Source organism: Nocardioides marmorisolisilvae (assembly GCF_031656915.1).
Lineage (GTDB): Bacteria > Actinomycetota > Actinomycetes > Propionibacteriales > Nocardioidaceae > Marmoricola > Marmoricola terrisoli.
Genome location: NZ_CP134227.1, coordinates 1,633,411 through 1,656,596 on the forward strand (window position 1 = coordinate 1,633,411; position 23,186 = coordinate 1,656,596).

Sequence of the window (23,186 nt, forward strand, 5' to 3'; positions counted from 1 at the left end):
CTACTGCCCGCCCGACCTCCGGGCGGCACGCCGCTGCCACGCGGAGGCGCCGACCCCGCCGAGGATGCCGCCCAGGCTCATCCCGCCAACGGCGACGACCAGCAGTTGCGCGGAGGGGACGCCGATGTCTGCCATCCGGCCGGTGCCCATCGGACCGCCGGCGAGGGCGGCCAGCAGCCACACCAGCGCGCCGGCCCCGAGGCCGCTCCCGAGGCCGCGCAGCACGGCTGCGTCCCAGGCCAGCACGGGCCGTCGACGCTGGACGAGCACGGCGCCGGCGAGGGCGCACAACGGAGGAGCCGCGAGGAACGCCCCCCACCAGCCGGGTGTGCTGCCCGGGCCGGGCAGTGCGGCCAGCAGCGGGAACGCGGGCAACGGCCCGAGGGTCACCGCGGTCGCAGTGACCGACGTCCCCGTGCCCACGGCGAACCCCGGCCCGGCCAGCCAGGACGTCGCCAGTAGTACCGCGTTCGGCGCGACCAGGGCGCTGGCCAGCAGCAGCATCAAGGCGTCGCCGAAGGACAGGTGCAACGACGAGAACAGGTCGGCGGTGTCATTGAAGGACAGCACGAGGGACACCGCGCTCAGCACGGCTCCGGCGGCCACGAGGAGCATGGCGCCGGAGAGGGCACCGGTGACGATGCTGCGCACCTGGTCGGGCACGGCCTGCCACCATGTGGTCAGCCGACCGGTGCCCTGCGCGAGGCCCAGCCCGCAGCCGACCACCGGAAGGACCAGACCGCCCAGGACCGCACGAGGGACACTGGGCTCCGCGCCGGAGCGGGTGGCGAGCAGGGCGACCAGCACGGCGAGGACGACGTACACGCCGGCGCAGACCAGCACGGCCGTCGCCAGCGACCTGTCGTCGCGGGCCGGCTCGGCGTTGCGGGCGGCCCATCGCCCGCTGCGGTAGCCCACCACGAGGACCATCAGGGTCAGTCCCAGCGGCGTGATCCCGATCGGTCCACCCGCCGCGGAGAGGTCGGCACCGTGGCCGAGCAGCCACGCGTCCGCACCGACGCGCAGCGCGTCGGTGGTCTGTCCGTGGGCGCCGGCATCGGCGAGGAACCAGCCGATCACGGCGACGGCCATGCAGAGCACGAGGGTGGCGCCGACCGTCACCGCAGCGGCGAGGGCGCCGGCGGCCACCAGCGGCCGCTGCTCGGCGCTGCCCGCACCGGTGCTGAGCCGGGGACGGCTGATCAGATCTGTCATCGGTCCTATCCTCGCCCACGCGGCGATGCGGATCAGGACATGCCACGCGGGTAATCTCCACCTGTCATGTCCCGCCGCCATCGTCCCCACCCACGCAGCCGCGCCGGGCAGGAGCCCGCCGACTTCGACGCGTTCTACCTCGGGTCCCGCCGTCGGCTGCTGCTGCAGTGCCTGGCCCTCACCGGCGACCTCAGCGCGTCGCGTTCGGCGGTTCGCGACGCCTTCGTGGCCGCGCGTCACCACTGGCGCAAGGTCGGCCATCTCGATCAGCCCGAGGACTGGGTGCGGCCGCGCGCGTGGTCGACCGCGCAGAGGCGCAGCGTGGCCCGGATCTGGCACCGCGAGAAGGGCCTGACCGAGCAGCAGACTGCCGTACTGGACGCGCTGAGCAGGCTCAGCGACGCCCAGCGCCGTACCCTCCTCCTGGCCCAGCTCGCCTCGGTGAGCCTGCCCCAGATCGGGCGCGAGCTCGCCCAGACGCGGATGCTGACCGAGCGCAACCTGCAGCAGGGCACCGACATGCTCGCCCTCACCCTGGGCTGCGACGCCTCCGCGATCCGCACCCATCTCGCCTCGCTGGCCCCGCTGGTCAGCTCCCCGGGCCTGCCGCGGGTCACCGTGATCCGACGCAGCGGACAGCGGCGCCGGCGGCTGCACGCCGCCACCGGATCCGTCCTGGCGCTCGCGGTCACCGTTGGCGCGGGCTGGTTCGTCAGCGCCGGCGGGCATGGCACCGAGACGGTGCAGGCGCAGACCCATCCCGTCACCCGTGCGATGCTGCTCTCCCCGGGGCAGGTCGCTCCGATCGCCCCGAAGCAGACCTGGCAGGTGGTCCGCACCGACGACAACACCTCCGGCAGCGGGATCAACACCATCTGCCAGCGCAGCCGCTTCGCTGACGACCGGGGCCTCGGCACCTGGGTGCGGGCGCTGCATGCCGACGGCAAGCCGGCGCGCGATGTCATCCAGACCGTCGAGATCTCGGCCAGTCCCGGCGCCGCCCGCCGTGCCTTCGCCACCACCCTGGGCTGGTACGCCGGGTGCCAGGAGGCACGTGTCCAGCTCGGTCGCTCCTATCGGGTCTCGAACCTCGGCGACCAGGCCGAGGCGCTGCGGATCAACCTCGCCGGCAAGCAGCGACGCAGCTTCGTGCTGGCCATCGCCCGCAGTGGTTCGCTGACCAGCTCCACGGTGCTGACCACCCACGGGTCCCGGCCCGACCCGCTGCGACCGGTGCTGCAGGTCGCGGCCGCGGCGATGAGGGACGTCTGCCCGTCGAGCGCGGTCACTCACTGCGTCACCGGGCCGATCCGTGTCACGCCGGTGCTGCCGCCACCATCCGGCGAGGTGCCGGGCATGCTCGCCACCCCCGACCTGCCGCCGATCGCCACCATCGACAAGCCGTGGGTCGGGACCGACCCGATCACGGGCGGGCCGAACCTGGCCGCGACGACCTGCGACCACGCGAACTTCGCCGCCGCCGGCTCCGCTCCGCCACGCTCGCGCACGTTCCTCATCCCGCAGGCCAGGCTGCCGGAGCGTTTCGGCCTCACCGAGGTGTACGGCACCTTCCCCAGCACGAGGTCGGCCCGGAAGTTCGTCACGACGATCCGGCATCGGATGGCCACCTGCCAGCACCACCAGCTCGGCACGACCATCTCCCACCACACCGACCGCATGCACGGACTGCGCGGTTCGACATACTCCGTATGGCGGCAGACCGCGGAGATCAACCGGAAGAAGGCCGTGGTCAGCTTCTGGATGGGGATCGCCCAGGTCGGGCGGCACGTCGCCCAGGTGAACCTCACACCCTCGCGTCACGATGACGTGGCCGCACCGACGTTCCGTGCGCTGGTCGCGCGCGCCAGGGACCGGCTCTTCGAGCTGAAGGGGACCTCGTGACCAGCCGCGACGAGGCACTGGCGCTCGACCGGGGCAGCGCCCTGGCAGGCATGCGGGGCCGCTTCGACCTCCCGCCCGGCGTCATCTACCTCGACGGCAACTCCCTGGGTGCGCTTCCCGTCGGTGTGGCCGACCGGATGGCGGAGGTGCTGCACGACGAGTGGGGGCGGGGACTGATCCGCTCATGGAACGCGCTCCCTGACGGAGGCGGCGACTGGATGGGGCTCTCCGCACGGGTCGCCCGACGGCTCGCCCCGCTGCTCGGAGTGGCCGCCGCCGACGTACATCTCGGCGACTCCACGAGCGTCACGCTGTTCAAGACGATGGTCGCCGCTGCGCGCCTGCGTCCGGGCCGTCGGGTGCTGGTGATCGAGCCCTCGACCTTCCCCACCGACGGGTACATCGCTGAAGGAGTCACCGACCTGCTCGGACTCGAGCTGCGCTGGTGCGACCCGGCCGATCCGGTTGCGGCCGTGGACGAGGACACCGCGCTGCTCTCACTGACCCACGTCGACTTCCGGACCGGCGCGATGTTCGACCTCGCGACGGTCACTGCCGCCGCACACGAGCGCGGTGCCCTGGTGCAATGGGACCTGTGCCACTCCACCGGCGCCGTCCCCGTCGACCTGACCACAGCCGACGCCGACTTCGCGGTCGGCTGCACCTACAAGTACCTCAACGGCGGTCCGGGCTCGCCCGCGTTCGCCTGGGTGGCACCGCGCCACCAATCGGACCTACGACAACCGATCACCGGCTGGATCGGGCACGCCACGCCGTTCGCGATGAGCCGTGAGCACGTCCCCGCGGCCGGGATCGCGCGGATGGCCTCCGGTACGCCGCCGGTGCTGGCGCTGGCCACCCTCGACGCCGCTCTCGACGCCTTCGAGGGAGTCACCATCGCTGCCCTGCGGGCCACGTCGCTGTCTCTGACCGACCTGTTCATCCGGCTGCTCGACGAACGGCTGGGCACGGGGGCAGGCGTGGAGATCGTGACACCCCGCGAGCACGACCGCAGGGGCAGCCAGGTGTCGTTCCGGCACCCGCAGGCCTACGGCATCGTCCAGGCGCTCATCGCCCGGGGAGTGATCGGCGACTTCCGCGACGATGGCGACCGGCCGGGCATCGCCCGGTTCGGGTTCGCTCCGCTCTACGTGCGCCACGTCGACGTGCTCGACGCCGTCGACCAGCTGGTCGGCGTGCTGGAGGGTGAGGAGCACCTCGACCCGTCGTACGCCACCCGCAACAGGGTCACCTGACTCCGGCTGCTTGTGCCGGACGCGGGAAAGCGGGACGCTCGAGACATCGGACGCTCGAGGCATCGGACACTCGAGGCATCGGACACCAGGGAGATGCGGATGTTCTGGATCGTCGTGCTCGCGCTGGTGGTGACGGCCTTCGGTGTCGCGTGGTGGAGCAGCGGACGGGCCCCGGGCCGCCGTGACCAGATCAGCCCGGCCGACGACAAGCGGCACAACGACGCGTACCTGGAGCACGGCCGCAACGACGTCTCGGGCAAGCTGCCACCGTCGTGACCGTCCGGCCCGCTCTGGTCCGAGAACGGAACGACGTCCTGCGAACCGGCCGCCGGAGCAGCCAGGTCGCAGGACGTCGTCGCGCGAGTTGGCTCAGCTGTTCTGCAGGATGGCCCGCATCAGCTCGGCGGTCTCCGACGGCGTCTTGCCGACCTTGACCCCGGCGGCCTCGAGGGCCTCCTTCTTGGCCTGAGCGGTACCGGAGGAGCCGGACACGATCGCACCGGCGTGGCCCATCGTCTTGCCCTCGGGCGCGGTGAAGCCGGCGACGTACCCGACCACCGGCTTGGTGACGTGGGCCTTGATGTAGTCGGCCGCCCGCTCCTCGGCGTCGCCCCCGATCTCGCCGATCATCACGATCGCCTTGGTCTCCGGGTCGTTCTCGAAGGCCTCGAGCGCGTCGATGTGGGTGGTGCCGATGACCGGGTCACCGCCGATGCCGATCGCGGTGGTGAACCCGAAGTCGCGCAGCTCGTACATCATCTGGTAGGTCAGCGTGCCCGACTTCGACACCAGCCCGACCGGGCCCTTGCCCGCGATGGTGTGGGGGGTGATCCCGGCCAGGGACTCGCCCGGGGTGATGATCCCCGGGCAGTTCGGACCGATCATCCGGGTGCCGCCGTGGTTCGTGGGGCCCTGCAGGTAGGACCACACCTCGGCGGTGTCCTGCACCGGCACGCCCTCGGTGATCACGACCAGCAGCCCGATGCCCGCGTCGATGGCCTCGATGCACGCGTCCTTGGTGAAGGCAGGCGGCACGAAGACGACCGAGACGTCGGCACCGGTCTCGGCCATCGCCTCCTTGACGGTGCCGAAGACGGGCAGTTCCTTGCCGGAGAGCTCGACGGTGGTGCCGGCCTTGCGCGCGTTCACGCCGCCGACGATGTTCGAGCCCGCCTCGAGCATCAGCGTGGAGTGCTTCGACCCCATCCCGCCGGTGATGCCCTGGACGATGATCAAGCTGTCCTTGTTGAGGTAGATCGCCATGTTCTCTTCTCTCGTCCTTCGTCCCGGGCCGTCAGGCGGTGGTGGTCGCTGAGTTGGCCAGCTCGGCGGCCTTGTCGGCCGCACCGTCCATCGTGTCGACCTGCGTCACCAGTGGGTGGTTCAGCGCATCGAGGATCTCCCGGCCCTTGTCGACGTTGTTGCCGTCCAGGCGTACGACGAGCGGCTTGGTGGCCGCGTCGCCGAGGATCTCCAGGGCGCCCTTGATGCCGTTCGCGACCTCGTCGCACGCGGTGATGCCACCGAACACGTTGACGAACACCGACTTGACCTGCGCGTCGTTGAGGATGACGTCGAGCCCGTTGGCCATCACCTGGGCGTTCGCACCGCCGCCGATGTCGAGGAAGTTCGCCGGCTTCACGCCGCCGTGCTTCTCACCGGCGTAGGCGACCACGTCGAGGGTCGACATCACCAGGCCGGCCCCGTTGCCGATGATTCCGACGGCACCGTCGAGCTTGACGTAGTTCAACCCGAGATCCTTGGCCTTCGCCTCGAGCGGGTCGGCCTCCTCGCGGATCGCGAACTTCTCGTGGTCGGGGTGACGCACCTCGGAGGCGTTGTCGTCGAGGCTGACCTTGCCGTCCAGGGCCTCCAGCTTGTCCTCGGCGAGCCGGGCGAGCGGGTTCACCTCGACCAGCGTCGCGTCCTCCTCGACGAAAACCTTGTAGAGGGCCTGGATCATCGTGACGGCCTGCTCGAACACGGGCTCGGGGAAGGACGCCTCGGTCGCGATCTCGCGGGCCTTGGCCTCGTCGACGCCGGCTCCTGGGTCGACCGCGATCTTCTTCACCGCGTCCGGGTTGGTCTTGGCGACCTCCTCGATCTCCACGCCGCCCTCGACCGATGCGATGCACAGGTACTGGCGGTTCGCGCGGTCCAGCAGGAACGAGAAGTAGTACTCCTCCTCGGGCGGGGTGGCCGGCGTGACCAGGACCCGGTTCACGGTGAGGCCCTTGATCTTCATGCCGAGGATCTGCGAGGCGTGCTCGAAGGCCTCCTCCGGGGTCTTGGCCAGCTTCACGCCGCCGGCCTTGCCGCGGCCGCCCGCCTTGACCTGCGCCTTGACGACCGTGACGCCGCCCATCTTCTCGGCGGCTGCCTTGGCGTCCTCGGCGGTCTCGACCACTTCACCGAGGGTCGTCACCACGCCGTGCTTCGCGAAGAGCTCCTTCGCCTGGTATTCCATCAGGTCCACGGTTCACCCGTTCTTCCACGATCGTCGACTGGCCGGGCGCAGCCCGGTGGCGGGACCGGTCAGCGGCCCCGCTCGACCTTAGACCCGGCGCGGCGGGCCGGGCCACGGGGGTCCGTCGTCACGTCGGTCACACCGCAGTGGTCGCGGGGGAGGTCACGACGCCTCGTAGTCCGCGACCCAGCCGGTGATCTCCGTGGTCGTCGCACCGGGCGTGAACACCTTCGCGACGCCCATCTCGCTCAGCGTCGGCAGGTCCTCCTCGGGGATGATCCCGCCCCCGAAGACGCCGATGTCGGTGGCGTCGCGCTCGGCGAGCAGATCCAGGAGCCGCTTGAACAGCGTCATGTGCGCGCCGGAGAGCACCGAGAGGCCGATCAGGTCGGCGTCCTCCTGGATCGCGGTCTCGACGATCTGCTCGGCCGTCTGGTGCAGGCCGGTGTAGATGACCTCGTGGCCGGCGTCCCGCAACGCACGAGCCACGACCTTGGCTCCTCGGTCGTGCCCGTCCAGTCCGGGCTTGGCGACCACGATCCTCAGCATGCGGTTGAGGTTATCCCGTGGCCACCGGCGGCCCGCACCGCACCCGCGGGCATTCTCCGTCCTCCCGCCTTCCGGCGGGTCCGAACGGCCCCAACTGCACCCGCGGAGAGCTACTGGTCCACAAATGGGCCAACCGGAGTTTCCGGACCCGTTGCCATTCCGTTACTGTTTGCGATCGTGCGCCCGGCCCAGGCCGGGATGCCGGGGAATCAGCACCGACCACCAGGGACTCATGGGCAACCATCGGGCAGACACGCGCGGCCTCCGGGCCGCCGCCGCGGAGACTCCTGCCGCGCCGGCGGGAGGACGACGCAAGGCCACTCGGGCCGACCGGGTACGGCGCTCCCCACGGCGCCCGTCGTCGATCACCGGCCCGACCGGCTTCATGAGCCGGATCCCGGCAGCACCCACGCTGGTCGGCGCTACCGCGCTCCTGGTCGCCGGCGCGGGAGCGATCGGGCTGAGCAGTGGCCAGCTCCCCGGCCGGACCCACCTGCAGCTCTCCGCCGGCGCGAGCGCGCTGGGCGGCACCGACGCCTTCGCATTCTCACGCGACGACTCCCGGGCCCGGGCGATCAGCCGCGACTCCGAGCGCCAGGCGCTCCAGGACGCTGCGAACCAGCAGCTCAAGAACGAGGCGGAGAAGCAGAACCAGCAGCGCAGTGCCGCGCTCACGTCGCTGGCGAAGGACGCCGAGAAGCGCGCCAGCCAGATCGCCGAGAACCAGTGGCACCTACCGACCCTCAACTACCACCTGACCGGCCGGTTCGGCATGGTGAGCGGGCTGTGGGCCACCTTCCACACCGGCCTGGACTTCGCCACCGCCACCGGGACCCCGATCTTCGCGGTCGCCAACGGCGTGATCACCTCCACCGGCTGGGACGGCCCCTACGGCAACAAGACCGTCGAGACCCTCGATGACGGCACCGAGATCTGGTACGCCCACCAGTCCGAGATCGACGTCCAGCCCGGCCAGAAGGTCACCGGCGGACAGACGATCGGCAAGGTCGGCTCGACAGGCAACACCACCGGACCGCACGTGCACATCGAGGTTCGGCCCGGTGGCGGCGACCCGGTCGACCCCTACCCGGCCTTCATCCAGCACGGCGTCACGCCGTAGCGCGGGTCGGATTCGCTCGCCCGGACCGGTTCCCCCGGACCGGTTGCCCCGGACCGTTGCTCAGAGCTTCTCGACCGGTGCGTAGCGAAGCAGCAGCCGCTTGACACCCTCGCTGCCGAAGTCGACGGAGGCGACCGCGTTGTCCCCCGCCCCCTCGACCGTGACCACGGTTCCCAGCCCGAACGTGTCGTGGGTGACCCGGTCCCCCGGGTCGAGCTGCGGGACCTTCCGGCCTGCGGTGGCCTTCTGCGCCGCGTCGAGCCGTGCGGCTGCCGCGCCGAACCGGCGCTGTGCCGCCCGGCTGGTCGGTGGCGCGAAGGCCGGCCGCCCCCACGAGGTCTGCTCGGCGGCGGTCCGCCGCCAGTCGACGAGGTCCACCGGCAGCTCGTCGACGAACCGGGAGGCCGGGTTGTGCTGCGGCGCTCCCCAGGCCGATCGCACGACGGCACGGGAGACGTAGAGACGACGACGGGCGCGGGTCAGCCCGACGTACGCGAGCCGGCGCTCCTCCTCCAGCTCGGTGCGGTCCCCCAGGGAGCGCAGGTGCGGGAAGACGCCGTCCTCCAGTCCGGTCAGGAACACCACCGGGAACTCCAGGCCCTTGGCCGTGTGCAACGTCATCAGGGTCACCACTCCGGGGCTGTCCTCGTCGGGTGCGTCCGGCACCTGGTCGGAGTCGGCCACCAGTGCGACCCGCTCGAGGAAGTCACGCAGGCCCGGGGTCGCCGCAAGCCCGTCGGCGTCGGCGGGGTCGACGGACGGGCCCACCACCGGGTCGTCGGCGAACTCACGGGCGACGGCGACGAGCTCGGCGAGGTTGTCCACCCGGGTCTCGTCCTGCGGGTCGTCGGAGTCCTCGAGCTCCTTGAGGTACCCGGTCAGGGCCAGGGCCTGCTCCAGGACCACGTCGGCGCGCTCACCGGCGTCCGCCATCGACTGCAGCTGCTCGATGACGTCGACGAAGCCACGGATCGCGTTCAGTGACCGGCTGGCCACGCCCGGGGCTTCGTCCGCCCGACGCAGCGCCTCCCAGAAGGTGAGGCCATCCCGGTTCGCGAACGCCTCGACGCACGCCTCGGCGCGGTCCCCGATCCCGCGCTTCGGCGTGTTCAGGATGCGGCGCAGCGAGACCTGGTCAGCCGGGTTCACCAGCACTCGGAGATAGGCGAGCGCGTCGCGCACCTCGCGGCGCTCGTAGAAGCGCACCCCACCAACCACCTTGTAGGGCATGCCGACGCGGATGAACACCTCCTCGAACACTCGCGACTGCGCATTGGTCCGATAGAAGACCGCCACCTCACCGGCTCGGACCTGCCCCTGGTCGGTGAGCCGGTCGATCTCCTCGGCCACGAACCGTGCCTCGTCGTGCTCGTCGTCGCCGACGTACCCGACGATCCGATCTCCGGGTCCGGCGTCGGTCCACAGGTTCTTCGGCTTGCGGCCGGCGTTGTGTCCGATCACGGCGTTGGCGGCGCTGAGGATCGTCTGGGTGGAGCGGTAGTTCTGCTCGAGCAGGATCGTCCGGGCGTCCGGGAAGTCCTGCTCGAAGTCGAGGATGTTGCGGATGTTGGCGCCACGGAAGGCGTAGATCGACTGGTCGGCGTCGCCGACCACCATCAGCTCGGCGCCCCGGACCCGCTCCTCCGGAGGGCGCACGTCGTCGCCCTCCTCGGGCTCGAAGGGGTTCCCGCACAGCTCGTGGATCAGGGCGTACTGCGCGTGGTTGGTGTCCTGGTACTCGTCGACCAGCACATGTCGGAACCGGCGTCGCCACCCCTCGCGCACGTCGGGGAGGGCCCGGAACAGGTGCACGGTGCTCATCAGCAGGTCGTCGAAGTCCAGAGCGTTGGCCTCGCGGAGCCTGCGCTGGTAGAGCTCGTACGCCGCGGCGTAGGTCTCCTCCAGAGCGTTGCGCGCGTCGTTCTTGGCCGCGTCCACGTCCTGGAGCTCGTTCTTGGCGTTGGACACCCACCCCAGGATCGACTTCGGGGGGTAGCGCTTGACATCGAGCTCCAGGTCGCGGCACACCAGCGTCATCAGCCGCTTGGAGTCCGCGGCGTCGTAGATCGAGAAGTTCGAGGTGAAGCCGAGCCCGGCGCGGTGGGACGCCGTGGCCTCCTTGCGCAGGATCCGCACGCACGCGGAGTGGAAGGTCGAGACCCACATGATCTTCGCGCGACCGCCGACCAGCTCGGCGACCCGCTCGCGCATCTCCGCGGCGGCCTTGTTGGTGAAGGTGATCGCCAGGATCGACCCGGGATGTGCGTCGCGCATCGAGATCAGCCACGCGATCCGGCGGGTGAGCACCCGGGTCTTGCCCGAACCCGCACCGGCGACGACGAGCAGCGGGGCACCCTCGTGGACGACCGCGGCTCGCTGCTGGTCGTTGAGACCCTCGAGGAGCTCCTCCCGGCCCGGCCGGCGTCGTCGGGCGCTGTGCTCGGCGGCCTGTCCGGCGGCCGGCTGGGAGGTGTCCGCGCGGACCGCGATGCCGGGGATCGGGAAGTCACTCATCGCACCCCAACCCTACGTGGGCACGCGGACAGCCTCCGCGCTGCGCGGATCATGAGAGGTCGACGACCCGGTCGGCGAGGTCGCGCGTGGCCGCGACGAGCTCAGCGTTGGCGGCATCCACCCGGTCGACCCACTCCCGCGCCGCCTCGGGTGTCTTCCCGAATGCGACGTGCCGGGCGACCAGCCGCTGTCGCCGTACGTCGTCTGGAAGGTCGAGGTACCAGACCTCGTCCAGGGCGTCGCGTACCTCGCGCCAGTCGGGTCGGTCCAGCAACAGGTAGTTGCCCTCGGTGACGACCAGCGCCGCCTCGGGGCGCACCACGATCGCGTCGGGGACCGGCTCCTCGACCGACCGGTCGAAGCCGGGAGCCCAGACGGCTGTGTCGGCATCGCGCAGCCTGCGCAGAAGGGCGGCGTACCCGACCGTGTCGAACGTCTCCGGCGCGCCCATCCGGTCGCGCAGCCCACGCCGGACGAGCTCGTCCGGGCGCAGGTGGAACCCGTCCATCGGGACCGCGACACGTCCGGCGGGCTCCTCCGCGACGAGGCGGGCCGCGTAGGTCGACTTGCCGCAGCCCGGTGGACCGGTGAGGCCGAGCAGACGTCGCACTCGCCGAGGCTAGGGCACGGCTGGCCGGCGCAGGCACGGATTCAGCGCAGGTAGATCAGGTACGCACCGGCCACCGCAGGCAACCAGCCGAGAACCAGCCACGGGGTCAGTGGGGACCGCTTGTGGATCAGGAAGCCGGCCGCGACCGCGACCATTCCGATGAGCGCCGCGATCACGATCAGACCCGCCTGCGCGCCCGGACGGTCGGCGTCGAGGAAGTACGCCGCCACCACGATGCCCGCGGAGAGGTGTTCGATGGTGGTGACCGCGAGCACCGACATCACCCACTTCTGCACCTGGGTGAGGCTCATCGAGCCGCCGCGCTGCTGCGGCGGCCGCGGGTTGGCCGGGTCCATCAGGTGCCGCGCCCGGCGGGCGGGCGGCACCGCGGGCAGACGATCGGGGGTCATGGTGTGAGGATTGTCCCCCGCGCTCGACCTGCCCCGACCCAAATCGGGCACTGTGGCCCGTGATCCCGCACACAGGGCGTCCGGCATCCCTCGCTGCAGCAGATTTCGGGGGACCCCGTGCGCAAACCGGGCAGGTGCCGATATGGTCTACGGCGGACAGCATCGACATCACCCGCCGCGTCTGCGTCGGGGGCCCGGTTACCTTCGGAGAGATAAAAATGGCGGAGACCTACGTCACCTATAACGGCTACCAGTACGACGCTCGCATCCTTGGTGCTCCGCTCGAGATCATCCGGCTGCGCGAGCGTCTGAACGAGGCCAAGAGCATCAACGCGAGCACCCTCGCCCTCGGCCTTGCCGTCGAGTCTCTCGAGCGGATCCTCGCGGACCGCCTCAAGGGCACCCACGTGCTCGCGCGCCGTGCCGACGAGGACCTGGTCTGCGTCTGCGGCCTCGTCGTATCTGCCGGCACCGACGTCGCCAGCGCGCCGGGCCACCTCAACCAGGAGACCTGGCTGCCCGCCGACAGCAGCGCCGGCAGCACCTCCTCGGCTGCATCGTGGAGCAGCACCTCCACCGCCGAGTCTGAGTGAGCCGCTAGGTTCCCAGCACCGTCCAGGGCGCGACGGTCGGCCAGTGCCGACCGTCGCGCCCTGCGCTATCGGCGACGCAGCTGCGCGTGCGCCAGAGCCGCTCGGGCCGCGTTCGCTCCGCAGGCACCGTGCACCGCACCGCCCGGGTGCGCGGATGCCGACCCCAGGTAGAGGCCGCGCACGGGCGTCTCGGCACGACCCAGCCCCGGCATGGGACGCAGCACTGCCTGCTGGCGCAGTGCGGCGGTGCCGCCGTTCAGCGCTCCGTTGACCAGGTTCTCGTCGCGCGCGTGCAGGTCCCACGGGGTGAGCACCCGGCGCGCCAGCACCATCGACCCGAACCCCGGCGCGGCCCTCTCCATCCGTTGCTGGATCCGGTCCGCCATCCGCTGCGCGTCGTCGTGGTCCCACACACCGCGGATCACACCGGTCTCGTCGGCACCGAACCGCTGCGGCACGTGGGTGTACGCCCAGGCCGACTCCGCACCCGCAGGGGCCCGGCTCGGGTCGGCGAGGGCCATCTGCCCGACGACCAGGAACGGCGCCGCCGGCACCACCCCGGCGGCGATCCGCGCCTGGTCGGCGGCGATCTGGTCGAGCGAGTCGGTGACGTGCACCGTGCCGGGCTGCGCGGCGGGCGCCTCTTGCCAGGGGATCGGCCCGCTCAAGGCCCAGTCCACCTTGACGGTGCCGGGGTCCCAGCGGAACCGTCGCATCCACCGCCGGGTCCGGGCGGGCACGTCCTCCGGACGCAGTAGGTCGCCGTACAGCGCGGGTGCGCTGACGTCGGCGACGACCGCGTGCCGGACCCGGATGACGTCGCCGTGCGAGGTGCGGACGCCGACCGCCCGACCGTCGCGGACCAGCACCCGGTCCGCGCGGGTGGCCAGACGCAGCTCGCCCCCGGCACGGGCGAATCGCTGCACCATGGCGGCGCTGAGCATGCCGGCCCCTCCTCGCGGTACCGGGAAGCCGTGGTGCTGGGCGAGCATGCTGAGCAGCCAGCCGATCAGGGCGGACCCGGGCGCGTCCACGGAGATGTCGGAGTGTGCGGCGTTGCCGCCGATCAGCAGTCCGGGCGCCGTGCCCGCGAAGCGGTCGCGGGCGAGGGTGGCTGCGGGGCCGAGGAGTCGCCGGAGGAAGGCGACACCGCCGGCCCGACGTACCCGAGCCAGCGCCGCGGCTCCGTGCCGGATCGGCGGGAAGGGCGAGAGCAGCGCGGCCACCAGCTCCTCGCCGATGGCGTCCCACTCCGAGCAGAGCGCGAGCCAGGCATCACCGTCACCCGGCGCGAGCGCATCGAGCCCTGCTGCCGTGTCAGCCCGGTCGCGGTGCAGCAGCGCCCAGCCTCCGCCCGGCATCGGGGTCCCGACGGCTGCGGGCGCGCGCATCCACTCCAGGCCGTGACGCTCCAGGTCGAGTCCCCGGATCACGGGTGAGGCGACCGCCATCGGGTAGAACGCACTGAAGGTGTCGTGCACCCACCCCGGGCGCACGTCCTCGTCGCTGGCGACGGCGCCTCCCGGTCTCGACTGTGTCTCCAGGAGAACGACCTGCCAGCCGGCGTCGACCAGCAGGTTGGCGGCCACCAGCCCGTTGGGACCGCTACCGATCACCACCGCGTCCACCACGCTCATGCCGTCCACGATGACAGGGCCGGACGGACCGGTCAGCCGACCGTCCAGGTGATCAGGTCGCCGGACGGCGCCAGCGCGACGCGCACCTGGCCGATCTTCACCCGCGTCGGCAGGGTGAAGGCGAAGTAGCCGCTCGCCGTCGCCCCCGGTCGCAGCCGCAGCGAGGAGGACATCAGTGGACCCGCAGCGACGCGTCCGATCCCGCGGTCGGGTGCATGGGCCAGGGCTTGTACGTCGACGAGGCGGACGCTGGTCCAGCCGTGCAGCCGCCATGGGCCGCTGCCTTCGTTGTGCACGGTGATCCTGACGGCGATCACGTGCGTGCCGGCCGGCACCCGTCCCGCTCTCGCGGTGGTCGGGGTCGGCCGATCGGCGGTGATCCGCAACGGCGGGTGGAACGGGGTCCGGGCTGTGACCACCGGTGTGCCGATCGCGGCGGTGACGTGCTCCTGCCCTCTCAGGCCGTCCACCCAGTCGCGGACACGGGGCCCCACGGTGACGCCGGCCAGTGCCACCGCCGCCACCAGCAGCGCGGCCACCAGCCAGCGCACCCGGTGGTGGCGCTCGGGCGCGAGTCGGCGGGCACCGGGCGGGGCAGGCTGGGGGTCCTCGGCCCGCGCCAGCTCCGCCGTCCTCCGCAGCGTGCGGTCCGCAGGTCGAAGCGAGGAGGCGAGCGCGCGGGTGACGGCCCGCAGGTCTTCGGCGTCGAGCCGGCCCGGCTCGTCGAGCAGCACATCGAGCACGTTCTCCGTCGAGGACAGCAGCACCCCGCGGGTGCTGCCGTCGACCGGCTCGGGGCGGGGGAAGCAGAGCACCGGAGTCACCGGGACGCCCGGCACCAGGGACGACACCGCGGCGGCCGCCTCGACGGCGTCGCCGACCGCGACCACCCGGAGCGCGCCACGGCACCGCAGCGCGCCCTCGTCGACCGAGATCGCCCCCGACCAGTGGTGCTCGGAGACCACGAACACGCCGGCGGGCCCGGCGACCACGTGGTCGATCAGGCTGCCCGCCCGGCCCGGCCACACTCGGTCGTGGAGGACCAGCCAGCCGTTGGCTCGCATCAGGTTCAGCACCGGCGCCGCAGACGCGCCGACCCCGGGCCGCGCGTCGGCCGCGGGCAGGCGCGACCGACCGGCCGTCCGGGCAGGCCGGACCCGACGACGGGACAGCGCGTGCGCAGACCCCCCAGCCATGAGCTCCCTCCCGAACCCCGCCAGGCTTGCTTCCTCCGAGGTGACCGTAGCGGTCCGGGGCCCCCGGAGAACAGGTAATCGGGAGTCCGCGCCCGGAGACGGTCGATCGGGGCGGTCGGCGGCGCCGTACCCTCGTGGCCGTGAGCACCGACGAGCTGCAGGTAAGGCGCCGGCCCGGAGTGGTCGAGGTGGTCTTCAACCGCCCCGAGCGGCGCAACGCCTTCACCAGCCGGATGTACGCCGACATGCGCGCCCTGTGCGACGAGCTGCGCGAGGACCCGGCGGTCCGGGTGCTGGTGCTGCGCGGTGCGGGTGGCAGGGCGTTCGCGGCCGGCAACGAGATCTCCGACTTCGTCGACAGGGATGCGGTCAGCTACGAGGCCGGCATCCGCGAGCTGCTCGTGACACTCTTCGGGCTGCCGCAGGTCACCGTCGCGGCGGTCGAGGGGGCGTGCGTCGGGGGCGGCCTGGCGGTCGCCACGCACTGCGACCTGCGGATCTGCACACCCGACGCCCGGTTCGGCTACCCGATCGCGCGGACACTGGGCAACGCGCTGTCCGCCTCGATCGTCTACCGCTGCGCCACGGTCTTCGGCGAGTCGCTGACCCGCGAGATGCTGCTCACCTCACGGCTGACGACGGCCGACCGGGCGTACGCCGTCGGCGCGGTGATGGCGGTCGTCGACGACCTCGACCCCGAGCTGGACACCGTCGTGAGCGGGCTGCTGTCCGCCTCAGGGGTGACCATCCGCGCGACCAAGGCCCAGCTGACCGCGCGTGCCGCCACACTCGAGGCGGAGCCGGAGTCGGACGACGCGCTGCTGGCGGAGGTCTACGGCGGCCCGGACTTCGCCGAGGGCGTGCGGGCCTTCCTGGCGCGGGAGAAGCCGGCCTTCCAGCCGTGAGCGCACCGGCCCCGAGGCCGGGTCAGTGCCGGTTGCGGTCCCTGGTGGCCTCGCCCGCCTTGACGGCGAGGATGAGGCCGATGCCGATCACGCAGACCACCATGACTGCGCCCGCGATGAACCACCCCAGGGCGGTCGTCGCGACCGTCTGCAGCGCCACCATCTGAACCTCCTCTGTTCCGATTACCCCAGCCGTTGCGATCACCCCAGCTGTGCCAGGCACATATCGGGTTCGACGAACGCCTCGAGCGCGTCCACGGTGACCGGACCCGTCGCCGGATCGGCGTCACCGAACTCGGCTGCTGCCCCCTGCATCAGTCCGAGGTGCACCGGGCAGATCACGTCGCGGTGGTCGCCGACCAGCTCCAGGAACGGGCAGTGCCGCAGGGCGATCTGCTCGCGGCTGCGTCCGTCCCCTTCGACGGTACGCCGCTGCGGCGCGAATCCCAGATCGGCGAGCAGGCCGACCAGTCGATCCGTGACCGACCGGCCTGCACCGCCGCCGTCGGAGCGCGTCGCGGCGAGTCGCCGGCCCCAGGCACGACCGGAGGCGCGCGCACGACGTACCCCGTCCGGCCCCACAGCCAGGCTGCCGGCGAGGATGCCGGCGAGGAGCTCGAAGTTGCGCGGCCCGTCCGGATCCATTCCGGAGCTGGCGCGGAAGCGCAGCGCGGGACGACCCGGACCGGCCTCCACGGGACGGGAGGTCACCTGATCGACCCGACCGCGTTCGAGAAGTCCGTCGAGATGGAAGCGCACGGTGTTGGGATGCACACCCAGGGCGCTCGCGATCTCCACGATGGTCATCGGCCCGGTCGCCTCACGCAACACGGCGAGCACGTCGTCGCGGCGCCCGGTCATGACGCCTGCGGCGGCAACCCGGCCACCAGCGGGGTGTCGACGCCGAGCGGGCCGAGCTTGGTCGCGCCGCCCGGGGATCCCAGCGGAGCGTCCCGGCCATCGAGAGTGGCGCTGAAGAACAGATCGTTGTCGGCGAGGTACGGCGCCAGCTCGGCGGGCAGGTCGTCCTCGTAGTAGATCGCCTCGACCGGGCACACCGGCTCGCACGCGCCGCAGTCGACACACTCGTCGGGGTGGATGTAGAGGCTGCGGCCGCCCTCATAGATGCAGTCGACCGGGCACTCGTCCACACAGGCACGGTCCATCACGTCGACACAGGGCTGGCCGATCACGTACGTCACCCCTCTAGTTTATACAAAGATGTCTTGTATAAACTAGAGGGGTCGAGAGGAACCTCCGTGGCCGAACCATCCACTCACCAACCGGACATTGGCGTCCCAGGACCCGGCGCGCTCCGGGCCGCGCTGGAGCGCGAGCACCGCGCCATCGACGGCGGCGTCGAGGACTTCCTCGCCGGTGCCGGTGGCCTCGATCAGGCCGAGCGGCGGCTCCGCGAGGCGCTCACCGCGCTGCGCCGCCACATCTACCTCGAGGAGGAGTTCCTCTTCCCCCCGATGCGCAGCTCGGGACTGCTCGCACCGGTCTTCGTGATGCTCTCCGAGCATCGTGACCTCTGGCGGACGATGGACCTTCTCGAGGCCCAGCTCGACGGGGCGGGGCTCGACGGGGCGGGGCTCGACGGGGCCCAGCTCGACGGCGTCGTGGACGCGTCGAGGCAGACCGCGGCGACCCTGCTGGCCCAGCTCGACCGGCACAACACCAAGGAGGAGCCGATCATCTACGGCGCCGCCGACACGACGCTCACCGAGGACGCCCGCGCCGAGCTGGCCGACTTCATCTCCCACGAGCAGCTGCCCGCCGGGTGGACCTGCCAGGGCGCGTAGGCGACCGACCTGCGCCGTCAGCGGTGGGTGCTCGGTGATTGGCTGAGCCCCGTCCGCACCGCAGCGGTGGCGCGGACGTCGTCCTCGTTGTAGTCGAGCAGTCGACGCCGGGCCCGGGCGCCGTCCGCCCCGTCCGCGCGCGCCTCCTCCAGCCAGAGCTGCGACTGCAGGCCGCCCGGATCGTCGTCGCGCCAGTGGAAGCCGAACGCGGGAGCGACCCGCTTGATGCCGAGCCCGTGCGCGCCGAAGTAGTGCGCCGAGACCAGCTTGTGCAGGTCGACGAACAGCGGTAGCAGGTCGGCCACGGCCGTCGTACCGAGAACTCGCTTGAGCTGGGTCGCCTCCACCGGGGAGTAGTGGTAGACCAGCACCCGCTCCCCGCGGGACCGCGCCTCGGCGAGCAGCTCGCGCAGCCAGGCGACGAACTGGCCGGCGAGGGCACGCTCGCCGGCCTCGTCGACGACCTCCCAGGACACGATCGGCCGGTACTGCGACGAGCCGCCATGGTGCACCAGCGCACCCCAGAGATAGACCCGTTGGTCGACACCCCACTCGAGGTCGAAGTCCACCTCGACCTCGGCCCGCGGCACCGGGATCGGGCCGGTGCCGATCCTCTCCATCTCGACCCCGTCACGGATCATCCGGGCCCGCCTCACCACCCCGGCGAGCCGGTCGGGCGCGTCCGGCAGGTGCGTGACCTCGGGCAGGTAGTCGGCGAGGAACGCCTCGTCCGTCGGGTCGAGGGACGCCAGCGACGCCAAGGACGCGTGCCCGAGCCGGTCCAGGACCAGCCATTCTCGGCGCGACAGCGTCCCGCTGGTGATCTGTGCACTGGCCGCGTCAGGGGCATCGGTCAGGCAGAGGTCAAGCCACGGGCAGCTGGTGCACTCGTCGGTGAACACCGGGACCACCAGCGGCTCCGGGTCATCGGCCCCGCCCGTGCGCGCCGCGGCGACCCCGGCCACCCGCACCCGGAAGTCGTGCTCGTGGTCGTACCGTTCGAGCGCACTGCGACGCGCCGAGCCACGGCTACGGGAGTACGTCGTGAAGGCCGGCCGATCCAGGTCGTGCCATACCAGCACCATGCCCGAGGGATCGATCTCGGGCAGAGCGTCGGTGCCGATCACGAACCCGCATGCGGAGTCGGCTGCGTGACCGCAGGCCTGCAGCATCCGCCAGTAGTGGGCCAGCTGCAAGAAGTCGTCCGCGCGCTGACTGACCCGCATCGCCCGGCCGGCGAGCACGCCAGTCACGGCCGGCGCGGCCGGGCCGGACCAGGTCAACGCCCCCTTCCGGGCGGCGCGGGTCATCAGGTGGGCCTTGACCTCACCGGGGACGTAGCCGGCGCCGACCCGGACCAGGAGGTCGGGCCGCCCCTTCCGGCCACCGTCGACGTCGTCGGGCAGCCAGCCGCCGATCACGACCTCGGCGCCCGAGCGCATCGCAGCCACGGTCGCCTCGACCGCCGCCGTCCGACCGTCCGCCGCGGAGACATCGACGTAGCGGTCAGGTCCGAGGGCCGCACGCAGCCGCCCGAGCACGTCCTGCTCGTGCACCAGACCGGCCTCCACCCGGAGCTGGATCGGTGCCGGCAGCACCCACTCGCCCTTCGGGACGGTCGGGTCCCACTCGTTGTGCACCCGGCGGGCGCACCGCTTGGCGTCGTATGCGCCCAGTAGCACTGTCGCACCGTTGGTCGCCGGTCCTCCCGTCACGGGTCACCTCCTACGCGGTCGCCGGGGGCGTCGAACAGCGCCCGGACGTCGTCGGCGTCGATGGCTCCGTCGCCCGCGCCGCCGCCGTCGAGGACCCGGGCGAACAGCGCCGCCTTGCGCTCCTTGAGCGCGACGACCTTCTCCTCGATCGTGTCGGTGGCCACCAGTCGGTAGACCATCACCGGCCGCTGCTGGCCGATCCGGTGGGTGCGGTCGACCGCCTGCGCCTCGACCGCGGGGTTCCACCATGGGTCGAGCACGTAGACGTAGTCGGCCTCGGTGAGGGTGAGCCCGACACCGCCGGCCTTGAGGCTGATCAGGAAGGCGGGCGCAGCGCCGGTACGGAACCCCTCGATGACCCGCTGTCGGTCCCGAGTCCTGCCGTCGAGGTAGCAGGTCTCGATGCCCTCACGGTCGAGCCGCTCGCGCACCCGCTTGAGGAACGACGTGAACTGGCTGAACACCAGGGCCCGGTGCCCTTCGGCCGCGAGCTCGGTGAGGTGCTCGACGAGCAGGTCCACCTTGGCCGAGGCGACCTTGTCATGGGCCGGGTCGAGCAGCGCGGCGTCGAGGCTGAGCTGACGCAGCCGGGTCAGCGAACGGAAGATCGCGATCCGGTGCCGGTCGAACTCCTCGACGAGTCCGAGCACGGTCTGCCGCTCGCGCTGGAGGTGGGTGTCATAGATCCGGCGGTGCCGCGGCCCCAGGGTGACCTCCAGCAGCTGTTCCTGCTTGGGCGGCATGTCGGCGGCGACCAGGTCCTTGGTGCGGCGCAGCAGGAACGGCCGGATCCGGCGACGGAACCGGTCCAGTGCCGCCGCGTCGCCGGCCTCCACGGGCCGGACCACCAGGTCGCGGAACCGCTGCGGGGACGGGTAGAGCCCGGGCGCCACCACGGACAGCAGCGCCCACAGCTCCATCAGCCTGTTCTCGAACGGAGTGCCGGTGAGCGCTACCCGGAACGGCGCGTCGATCCCGCGGACGGCTCGGTAGGTCTTCGCCTGATGGTTCTTGATCTGCTGTGCCTCGTCGAGGACCAGGCCGCCCCACGCGAGTCCGGCGTACGCCTCGGCTTCCAGCCGCAGCAGTGTGTACGACGTCAGCACCAGGTCTGCACCCTCGGCGAGCTCGGCCACCGACTCGGCGCGCCGCGCACCGGTCCCCTCGACCGTCCTGACCACCAGATCCGGGGCGTGCTGAGCGGCCTCGGCGCGCCACGCGGTCACCACGCTGGTGGGCGCGACGACCAGGAACGGTGCTGCCCCCTTGGCGCGGGCGTGCGCCACCAGTGCGAGCGCCTGCAGTGTCTTGCCCAGGCCCATGTCGTCGGCGAGGATCCCGCCGAGGCCGGCCTGCCACAGGAACGCCAGCCAGCGGAAGCCGTCGTACTGGTAGCTGCGCAGGGTGCACGTCAGACCGGTGGTGGCGACCTCGGGCAGCCGCTCAGCCGACTGCAGCGCTCGGGCGGAGGCGACCCAGGCGGCCGCCTGCTCGTCGACCACCCCGAGCTCGTCGAGCTCGGCCCACGCACCGAGGTCGTGGCTGCCCACCCGCAGCCGCTCGCTCGGCTGGTCGGCCAGCTCGCCGGCGGCGGCGACGAGCTCGGCCAGCCGGTCGAACGCAGGATGGTCGGCGCGAACGTGCAGCCCGCTGGGCAGGAAGATCCGCTCCGCCCGGCGGGTCAAGGCGGTGAGCACGCTGGCCAGCGGCACCTGCTCGCCGTCGACGCGGATCATCACCTCGAGATCGAGCCAGTCGGTACGGCGGTCAGCCTCCTGCCCGTCCGGGCCCGCCTCGGGTCCGGCCAGGCTGAAGCTGATCTCCGGTGCGCCGACCGCGGGCCGGTAGTCGGGCTGGGTGCCCGTCTCCTCGACGTCGATGGCATCGTCGGCGCGGAGTCCGGGCAGCACGTCGTCGACGAACCGGAGCAGGTCGGCGCCGGTCCAGCGATGCTCGCCCCGCAGTCGTCCTCCAGCGTCGCAGAGCAGGTCGCGCGCGGCGTCGTCCAGCGTGAGCCGGGAGAGGTGTGAATCCTCGGCGTCGGTGCGGCGGACGTCGAGCATCCCGGCGCCGGAGTCGAGCGCGTAGCGGCTCTCCGCGCCGGCCACCGGGTAGGACCAGCCGAAGCTGGCCGCCGCCTGCCCCGGCGAGAGCCACTCCAGCTCGAGCACCAGCCTCGGCTCCGGCTCCTCCGGGAGCGGCACCGAGCCATCTGTCGACGTGGTCGCGAGCTGGCGTCGCAGCCGCGGCAAGAACGCGTCCTCGAACCGCTGTCGCGCCTCGTCCGGCACCACCAGCGGCTCGGTCCGACGCAGCAGCGCCTGCACCCTCTCGGGCAGCAGCCGCACCAGCGGCGCGAGGGTCAGCATCGAGGGCGCGGCTCGGCCGCCGCCCGCCGCGGTGAGCAGTGCGACCCCGTGGGCGGGGTTGCCGATCGGCTCGATCGCGTCGGCACTCCACGACCGGTCACCGACGCCGACGCCGAGACGCACCGACAGTCCGGTCTCGGTCGAGCGCAGGTCGGCGGTCACCGCGACCGGCTCCTCGAGGAGCTCGACCTCGGCGATCCCCTCGCCGGGGACGAGCTCGATCCCGGCAGCACACACCCGCGTCAGCATCGGCCACAGCGCGGGCCCGACCCGGGCGAGATCCGCCGGACCGCCGTACGCCGGCCCCAGCACGGTGGCCAGCTCCGCGAGGATCTCGACCTGCATCGGGTCGTGCGCGCCGCCGTAGCGCAGGCCGTTGACCTGATGCCAGTCGGCGCCGGTCTTGATCCAGCGACCCAGCTTGCCGCGCTGCAGCGGGCGGAGCCGGATGGTGCGCACCGGGTGGTCGCTCCAGCGGTAGCGCGCGACCTTGAGGTCCACCTGGAGCGCGAGCGGGACGGCCCCGGTGCCCTCGGCCGAGCTGCGAGCCTCGAGCTCGAGAAGGGCGTCCTCCAGCTCGCCCGCCCACCGGTCGGGATCGGGTCCACCCTCCAGGAGGGCGAGGTCCCGGCGGGCCCCCAGGATCAGCGCGACGCCGTGCTTGCAGCCCAGCCCCACCGGGCAGTCGCAGACCGACCAGATCTCGGTGCCGTGCCGCATCGTCGCCGCCCGGACCGTGACGCGGTACGGCTCCGGCCGGGTGCCCCGGACACTGCCGATCAGCTCGACGTCCCCGCCGCGGGTGGTGGCGACGTCGAAGCCCAGCACGCGCCCCTGGGCGACGTACGCCTGCGCACGCCGAACGGTCTCGCGACCGAACTCCTTGTCCAGAGCCGACTCCGGGATGTCGAGCATTCGGCGAG

21 protein-coding genes are annotated in these 23,186 nt (G+C 72.0%); 7 read left to right on the forward strand and 14 right to left on the reverse strand.

Going from position 1 to position 23,186, the window contains the following annotated elements; genetic code table 11:
• Positions 1-1,215, reverse strand: coding sequence for a cell division protein PerM (locus Q9R13_RS07770; RefSeq protein ID WP_310964507.1), 1,215 nt, complete (start codon positions 1,213-1,215; stop codon positions 1-3).
• A gap of 66 nt (positions 1,216-1,281) precedes the next feature.
• Between Q9R13_RS07770 and Q9R13_RS07775 the strand changes: the two genes are divergently transcribed.
• The 3 genes from Q9R13_RS07775 (at position 1,282) to Q9R13_RS07785 (ending at position 4,649) form a co-directional block, all read left to right on the forward strand.
• On the forward strand, positions 1,282-3,117 hold the full coding sequence (locus Q9R13_RS07775; protein ID WP_310964508.1) for a SigE family RNA polymerase sigma factor: 1,836 nt from the start codon (positions 1,282-1,284) through the stop codon (positions 3,115-3,117).
• Complete coding sequence (gene kynU / locus Q9R13_RS07780; RefSeq protein WP_310964509.1) at positions 3,114-4,373, forward strand: kynureninase; 1,260 nt, start codon at positions 3,114-3,116, stop codon at positions 4,371-4,373. The genes Q9R13_RS07775 and kynU overlap by 4 nt, the downstream gene beginning before the upstream one ends.
• Before the next feature lie 99 nt (positions 4,374-4,472).
• The gene (locus Q9R13_RS07785; protein ID WP_310964510.1) at positions 4,473-4,649 is read left to right on the forward strand and encodes a hypothetical protein; all 177 of its coding nucleotides are present in this window, start codon (positions 4,473-4,475) and stop codon (positions 4,647-4,649) included.
• A gap of 93 nt (positions 4,650-4,742) precedes the next feature.
• Here the strand turns inward: Q9R13_RS07785 and sucD are convergent, their stop codons facing one another.
• The 3 genes from sucD to Q9R13_RS07800 all read right to left on the reverse strand — a co-directional run bounded on the left by sucD (position 4,743) and on the right by Q9R13_RS07800 (position 7,389).
• Positions 4,743-5,636, reverse strand: a complete 894-nt coding sequence (gene sucD / locus Q9R13_RS07790) for a succinate--CoA ligase subunit alpha (protein WP_310964511.1) — start codon at positions 5,634-5,636, stop codon at positions 4,743-4,745.
• A 31-nt stretch (positions 5,637-5,667) separates the two neighbouring features.
• Complete coding sequence (gene sucC, locus Q9R13_RS07795; protein ID WP_310964512.1) at positions 5,668-6,849, reverse strand: ADP-forming succinate--CoA ligase subunit beta; 1,182 nt, start codon at positions 6,847-6,849, stop codon at positions 5,668-5,670.
• Positions 6,850-7,002: 153 nt separating this feature from the next.
• Positions 7,003-7,389, reverse strand: coding sequence for a cobalamin B12-binding domain-containing protein (locus tag Q9R13_RS07800; RefSeq protein WP_310964513.1), 387 nt, complete (start codon positions 7,387-7,389; stop codon positions 7,003-7,005).
• Positions 7,390-7,621: 232 nt separating this feature from the next.
• On the opposite strand from Q9R13_RS07800, the gene Q9R13_RS07805 reads away from it, so the two are divergent.
• A complete protein-coding gene (locus Q9R13_RS07805; protein WP_310964514.1) occupies positions 7,622-8,509 on the forward strand; it encodes a M23 family metallopeptidase in 888 nt (295 codons plus the stop codon).
• 60 nt (positions 8,510-8,569) lie between these two features.
• Here Q9R13_RS07805 and pcrA read toward each other — a convergent pair whose 3' ends face one another.
• From pcrA to Q9R13_RS07820, 3 genes are read right to left on the reverse strand one after another with little or no spacing between them, the layout of a single operon-like run.
• Positions 8,570-11,023, reverse strand: coding sequence for a DNA helicase PcrA (pcrA, locus tag Q9R13_RS07810; RefSeq protein WP_310964515.1), 2,454 nt, complete (start codon positions 11,021-11,023; stop codon positions 8,570-8,572).
• A 49-nt stretch (positions 11,024-11,072) separates the two neighbouring features.
• Positions 11,073-11,633, reverse strand: a complete 561-nt coding sequence (locus Q9R13_RS07815) for a nucleoside/nucleotide kinase family protein (RefSeq protein ID WP_310964516.1) — start codon at positions 11,631-11,633, stop codon at positions 11,073-11,075.
• A gap of 41 nt (positions 11,634-11,674) precedes the next feature.
• Complete coding sequence (locus Q9R13_RS07820; protein ID WP_310964517.1) at positions 11,675-12,043, reverse strand: hypothetical protein; 369 nt, start codon at positions 12,041-12,043, stop codon at positions 11,675-11,677.
• A 218-nt stretch (positions 12,044-12,261) separates the two neighbouring features.
• Between Q9R13_RS07820 and Q9R13_RS07825 the strand changes: the two genes are divergently transcribed.
• Positions 12,262-12,636, forward strand: a complete 375-nt coding sequence (locus Q9R13_RS07825) for a hypothetical protein (protein WP_310964518.1) — start codon at positions 12,262-12,264, stop codon at positions 12,634-12,636.
• Positions 12,637-12,701: 65 nt separating this feature from the next.
• Here the strand turns inward: Q9R13_RS07825 and Q9R13_RS07830 are convergent, their stop codons facing one another.
• Both Q9R13_RS07830 and Q9R13_RS07835 read right to left on the reverse strand, forming a co-directional pair.
• Positions 12,702-14,273 (reverse strand): phytoene desaturase family protein, encoded by a 1,572-nt coding sequence (locus Q9R13_RS07830; protein WP_310964519.1) that lies wholly within the window; start codon positions 14,271-14,273, stop codon positions 12,702-12,704.
• 32 nt (positions 14,274-14,305) lie between these two features.
• Positions 14,306-15,469 carry a nuclease-related domain-containing protein gene (locus Q9R13_RS07835; protein WP_310964521.1) on the reverse strand — a complete coding sequence of 388 codons (1,164 nt, stop codon included), beginning with the start codon at positions 15,467-15,469 and terminating at the stop codon, positions 14,306-14,308.
• A gap of 140 nt (positions 15,470-15,609) precedes the next feature.
• On the opposite strand from Q9R13_RS07835, the gene Q9R13_RS07840 reads away from it, so the two are divergent.
• On the forward strand, positions 15,610-16,374 hold the full coding sequence (locus Q9R13_RS07840) for an enoyl-CoA hydratase-related protein (RefSeq protein ID WP_310964522.1): 765 nt from the start codon (positions 15,610-15,612) through the stop codon (positions 16,372-16,374).
• Between the two features lie 22 nt (positions 16,375-16,396).
• Here Q9R13_RS07840 and Q9R13_RS07845 read toward each other — a convergent pair whose 3' ends face one another.
• From Q9R13_RS07845 to fdxA, 3 genes are read right to left on the reverse strand one after another with little or no spacing between them, the layout of a single operon-like run.
• Complete coding sequence (locus tag Q9R13_RS07845) at positions 16,397-16,537, reverse strand: hypothetical protein (RefSeq protein ID WP_310964523.1); 141 nt, start codon at positions 16,535-16,537, stop codon at positions 16,397-16,399.
• 38 nt (positions 16,538-16,575) lie between these two features.
• Positions 16,576-17,235 carry a helix-turn-helix transcriptional regulator gene (locus tag Q9R13_RS07850; RefSeq protein ID WP_310964524.1) on the reverse strand — a complete coding sequence of 220 codons (660 nt, stop codon included), beginning with the start codon at positions 17,233-17,235 and terminating at the stop codon, positions 16,576-16,578.
• Positions 17,232-17,576 (reverse strand): ferredoxin, encoded by a 345-nt coding sequence (gene fdxA, locus Q9R13_RS07855; RefSeq protein ID WP_310964525.1) that lies wholly within the window; start codon positions 17,574-17,576, stop codon positions 17,232-17,234. Before fdxA ends, Q9R13_RS07850 begins: the two co-directional genes overlap by 4 nt.
• 57 nt (positions 17,577-17,633) lie before the next feature.
• On the opposite strand from fdxA, the gene Q9R13_RS07860 reads away from it, so the two are divergent.
• Entirely contained in the window at positions 17,634-18,179 is a 546-nt protein-coding gene (locus Q9R13_RS07860) for a hemerythrin domain-containing protein (protein ID WP_310964526.1), read from the forward strand.
• 17 nt (positions 18,180-18,196) lie between these two features.
• Here the strand turns inward: Q9R13_RS07860 and Q9R13_RS07865 are convergent, their stop codons facing one another.
• Complete coding sequence (locus Q9R13_RS07865) at positions 18,197-19,894, reverse strand: TM0106 family RecB-like putative nuclease (protein ID WP_310964527.1); 1,698 nt, start codon at positions 19,892-19,894, stop codon at positions 18,197-18,199.
• Positions 19,891-23,178: a DEAD/DEAH box helicase gene (locus Q9R13_RS07870; RefSeq protein WP_310964528.1), complete on the reverse strand. Its 3,288-nt coding sequence runs from the start codon at positions 23,176-23,178 to the stop codon at positions 19,891-19,893. The genes Q9R13_RS07865 and Q9R13_RS07870 overlap by 4 nt, the downstream gene beginning before the upstream one ends.
• Positions 23,179-23,186: the final 8 nt, after the last annotated feature.

Coding starts and splice junctions, on each gene's coding strand:
- Q9R13_RS07825 (WP_310964518.1), top strand. CDS start 12,262: ATGGCGGAGACCTACGTCACCTATAACGGCTACCAGTACGACGCTCGC.
- Q9R13_RS07800 (WP_310964513.1), bottom strand. CDS start 7,389: ATGCTGAGGATCGTGGTCGCCAAGCCCGGACTGGACGGGCACGACCGA.
- Q9R13_RS07830 (WP_310964519.1), bottom strand. CDS start 14,273: ATGAGCGTGGTGGACGCGGTGGTGATCGGTAGCGGTCCCAACGGGCTG.
- Q9R13_RS07775 (WP_310964508.1), top strand. CDS start 1,282: ATGTCCCGCCGCCATCGTCCCCACCCACGCAGCCGCGCCGGGCAGGAG.
- Q9R13_RS07785 (WP_310964510.1), top strand. CDS start 4,473: ATGTTCTGGATCGTCGTGCTCGCGCTGGTGGTGACGGCCTTCGGTGTC.
- Q9R13_RS07805 (WP_310964514.1), top strand. CDS start 7,622: ATGGGCAACCATCGGGCAGACACGCGCGGCCTCCGGGCCGCCGCCGCG.
- Q9R13_RS07845 (WP_310964523.1), bottom strand. CDS start 16,537: ATGGTGGCGCTGCAGACGGTCGCGACGACCGCCCTGGGGTGGTTCATC.
- Q9R13_RS07870 (WP_310964528.1), bottom strand. CDS start 23,178: ATGCTCGACATCCCGGAGTCGGCTCTGGACAAGGAGTTCGGTCGCGAG.
- sucD (WP_310964511.1), bottom strand. CDS start 5,636: ATGGCGATCTACCTCAACAAGGACAGCTTGATCATCGTCCAGGGCATC.
- Q9R13_RS07820 (WP_310964517.1), bottom strand. CDS start 12,043: ATGACCCCCGATCGTCTGCCCGCGGTGCCGCCCGCCCGCCGGGCGCGG.
- Q9R13_RS07850 (WP_310964524.1), bottom strand. CDS start 17,235: ATGACCGGGCGCCGCGACGACGTGCTCGCCGTGTTGCGTGAGGCGACC.
- Q9R13_RS07770 (WP_310964507.1), bottom strand. CDS start 1,215: ATGACAGATCTGATCAGCCGTCCCCGGCTCAGCACCGGTGCGGGCAGC.
- pcrA (WP_310964515.1), bottom strand. CDS start 11,023: ATGAGTGACTTCCCGATCCCCGGCATCGCGGTCCGCGCGGACACCTCC.
- Q9R13_RS07835 (WP_310964521.1), bottom strand. CDS start 15,469: ATGGCTGGGGGGTCTGCGCACGCGCTGTCCCGTCGTCGGGTCCGGCCT.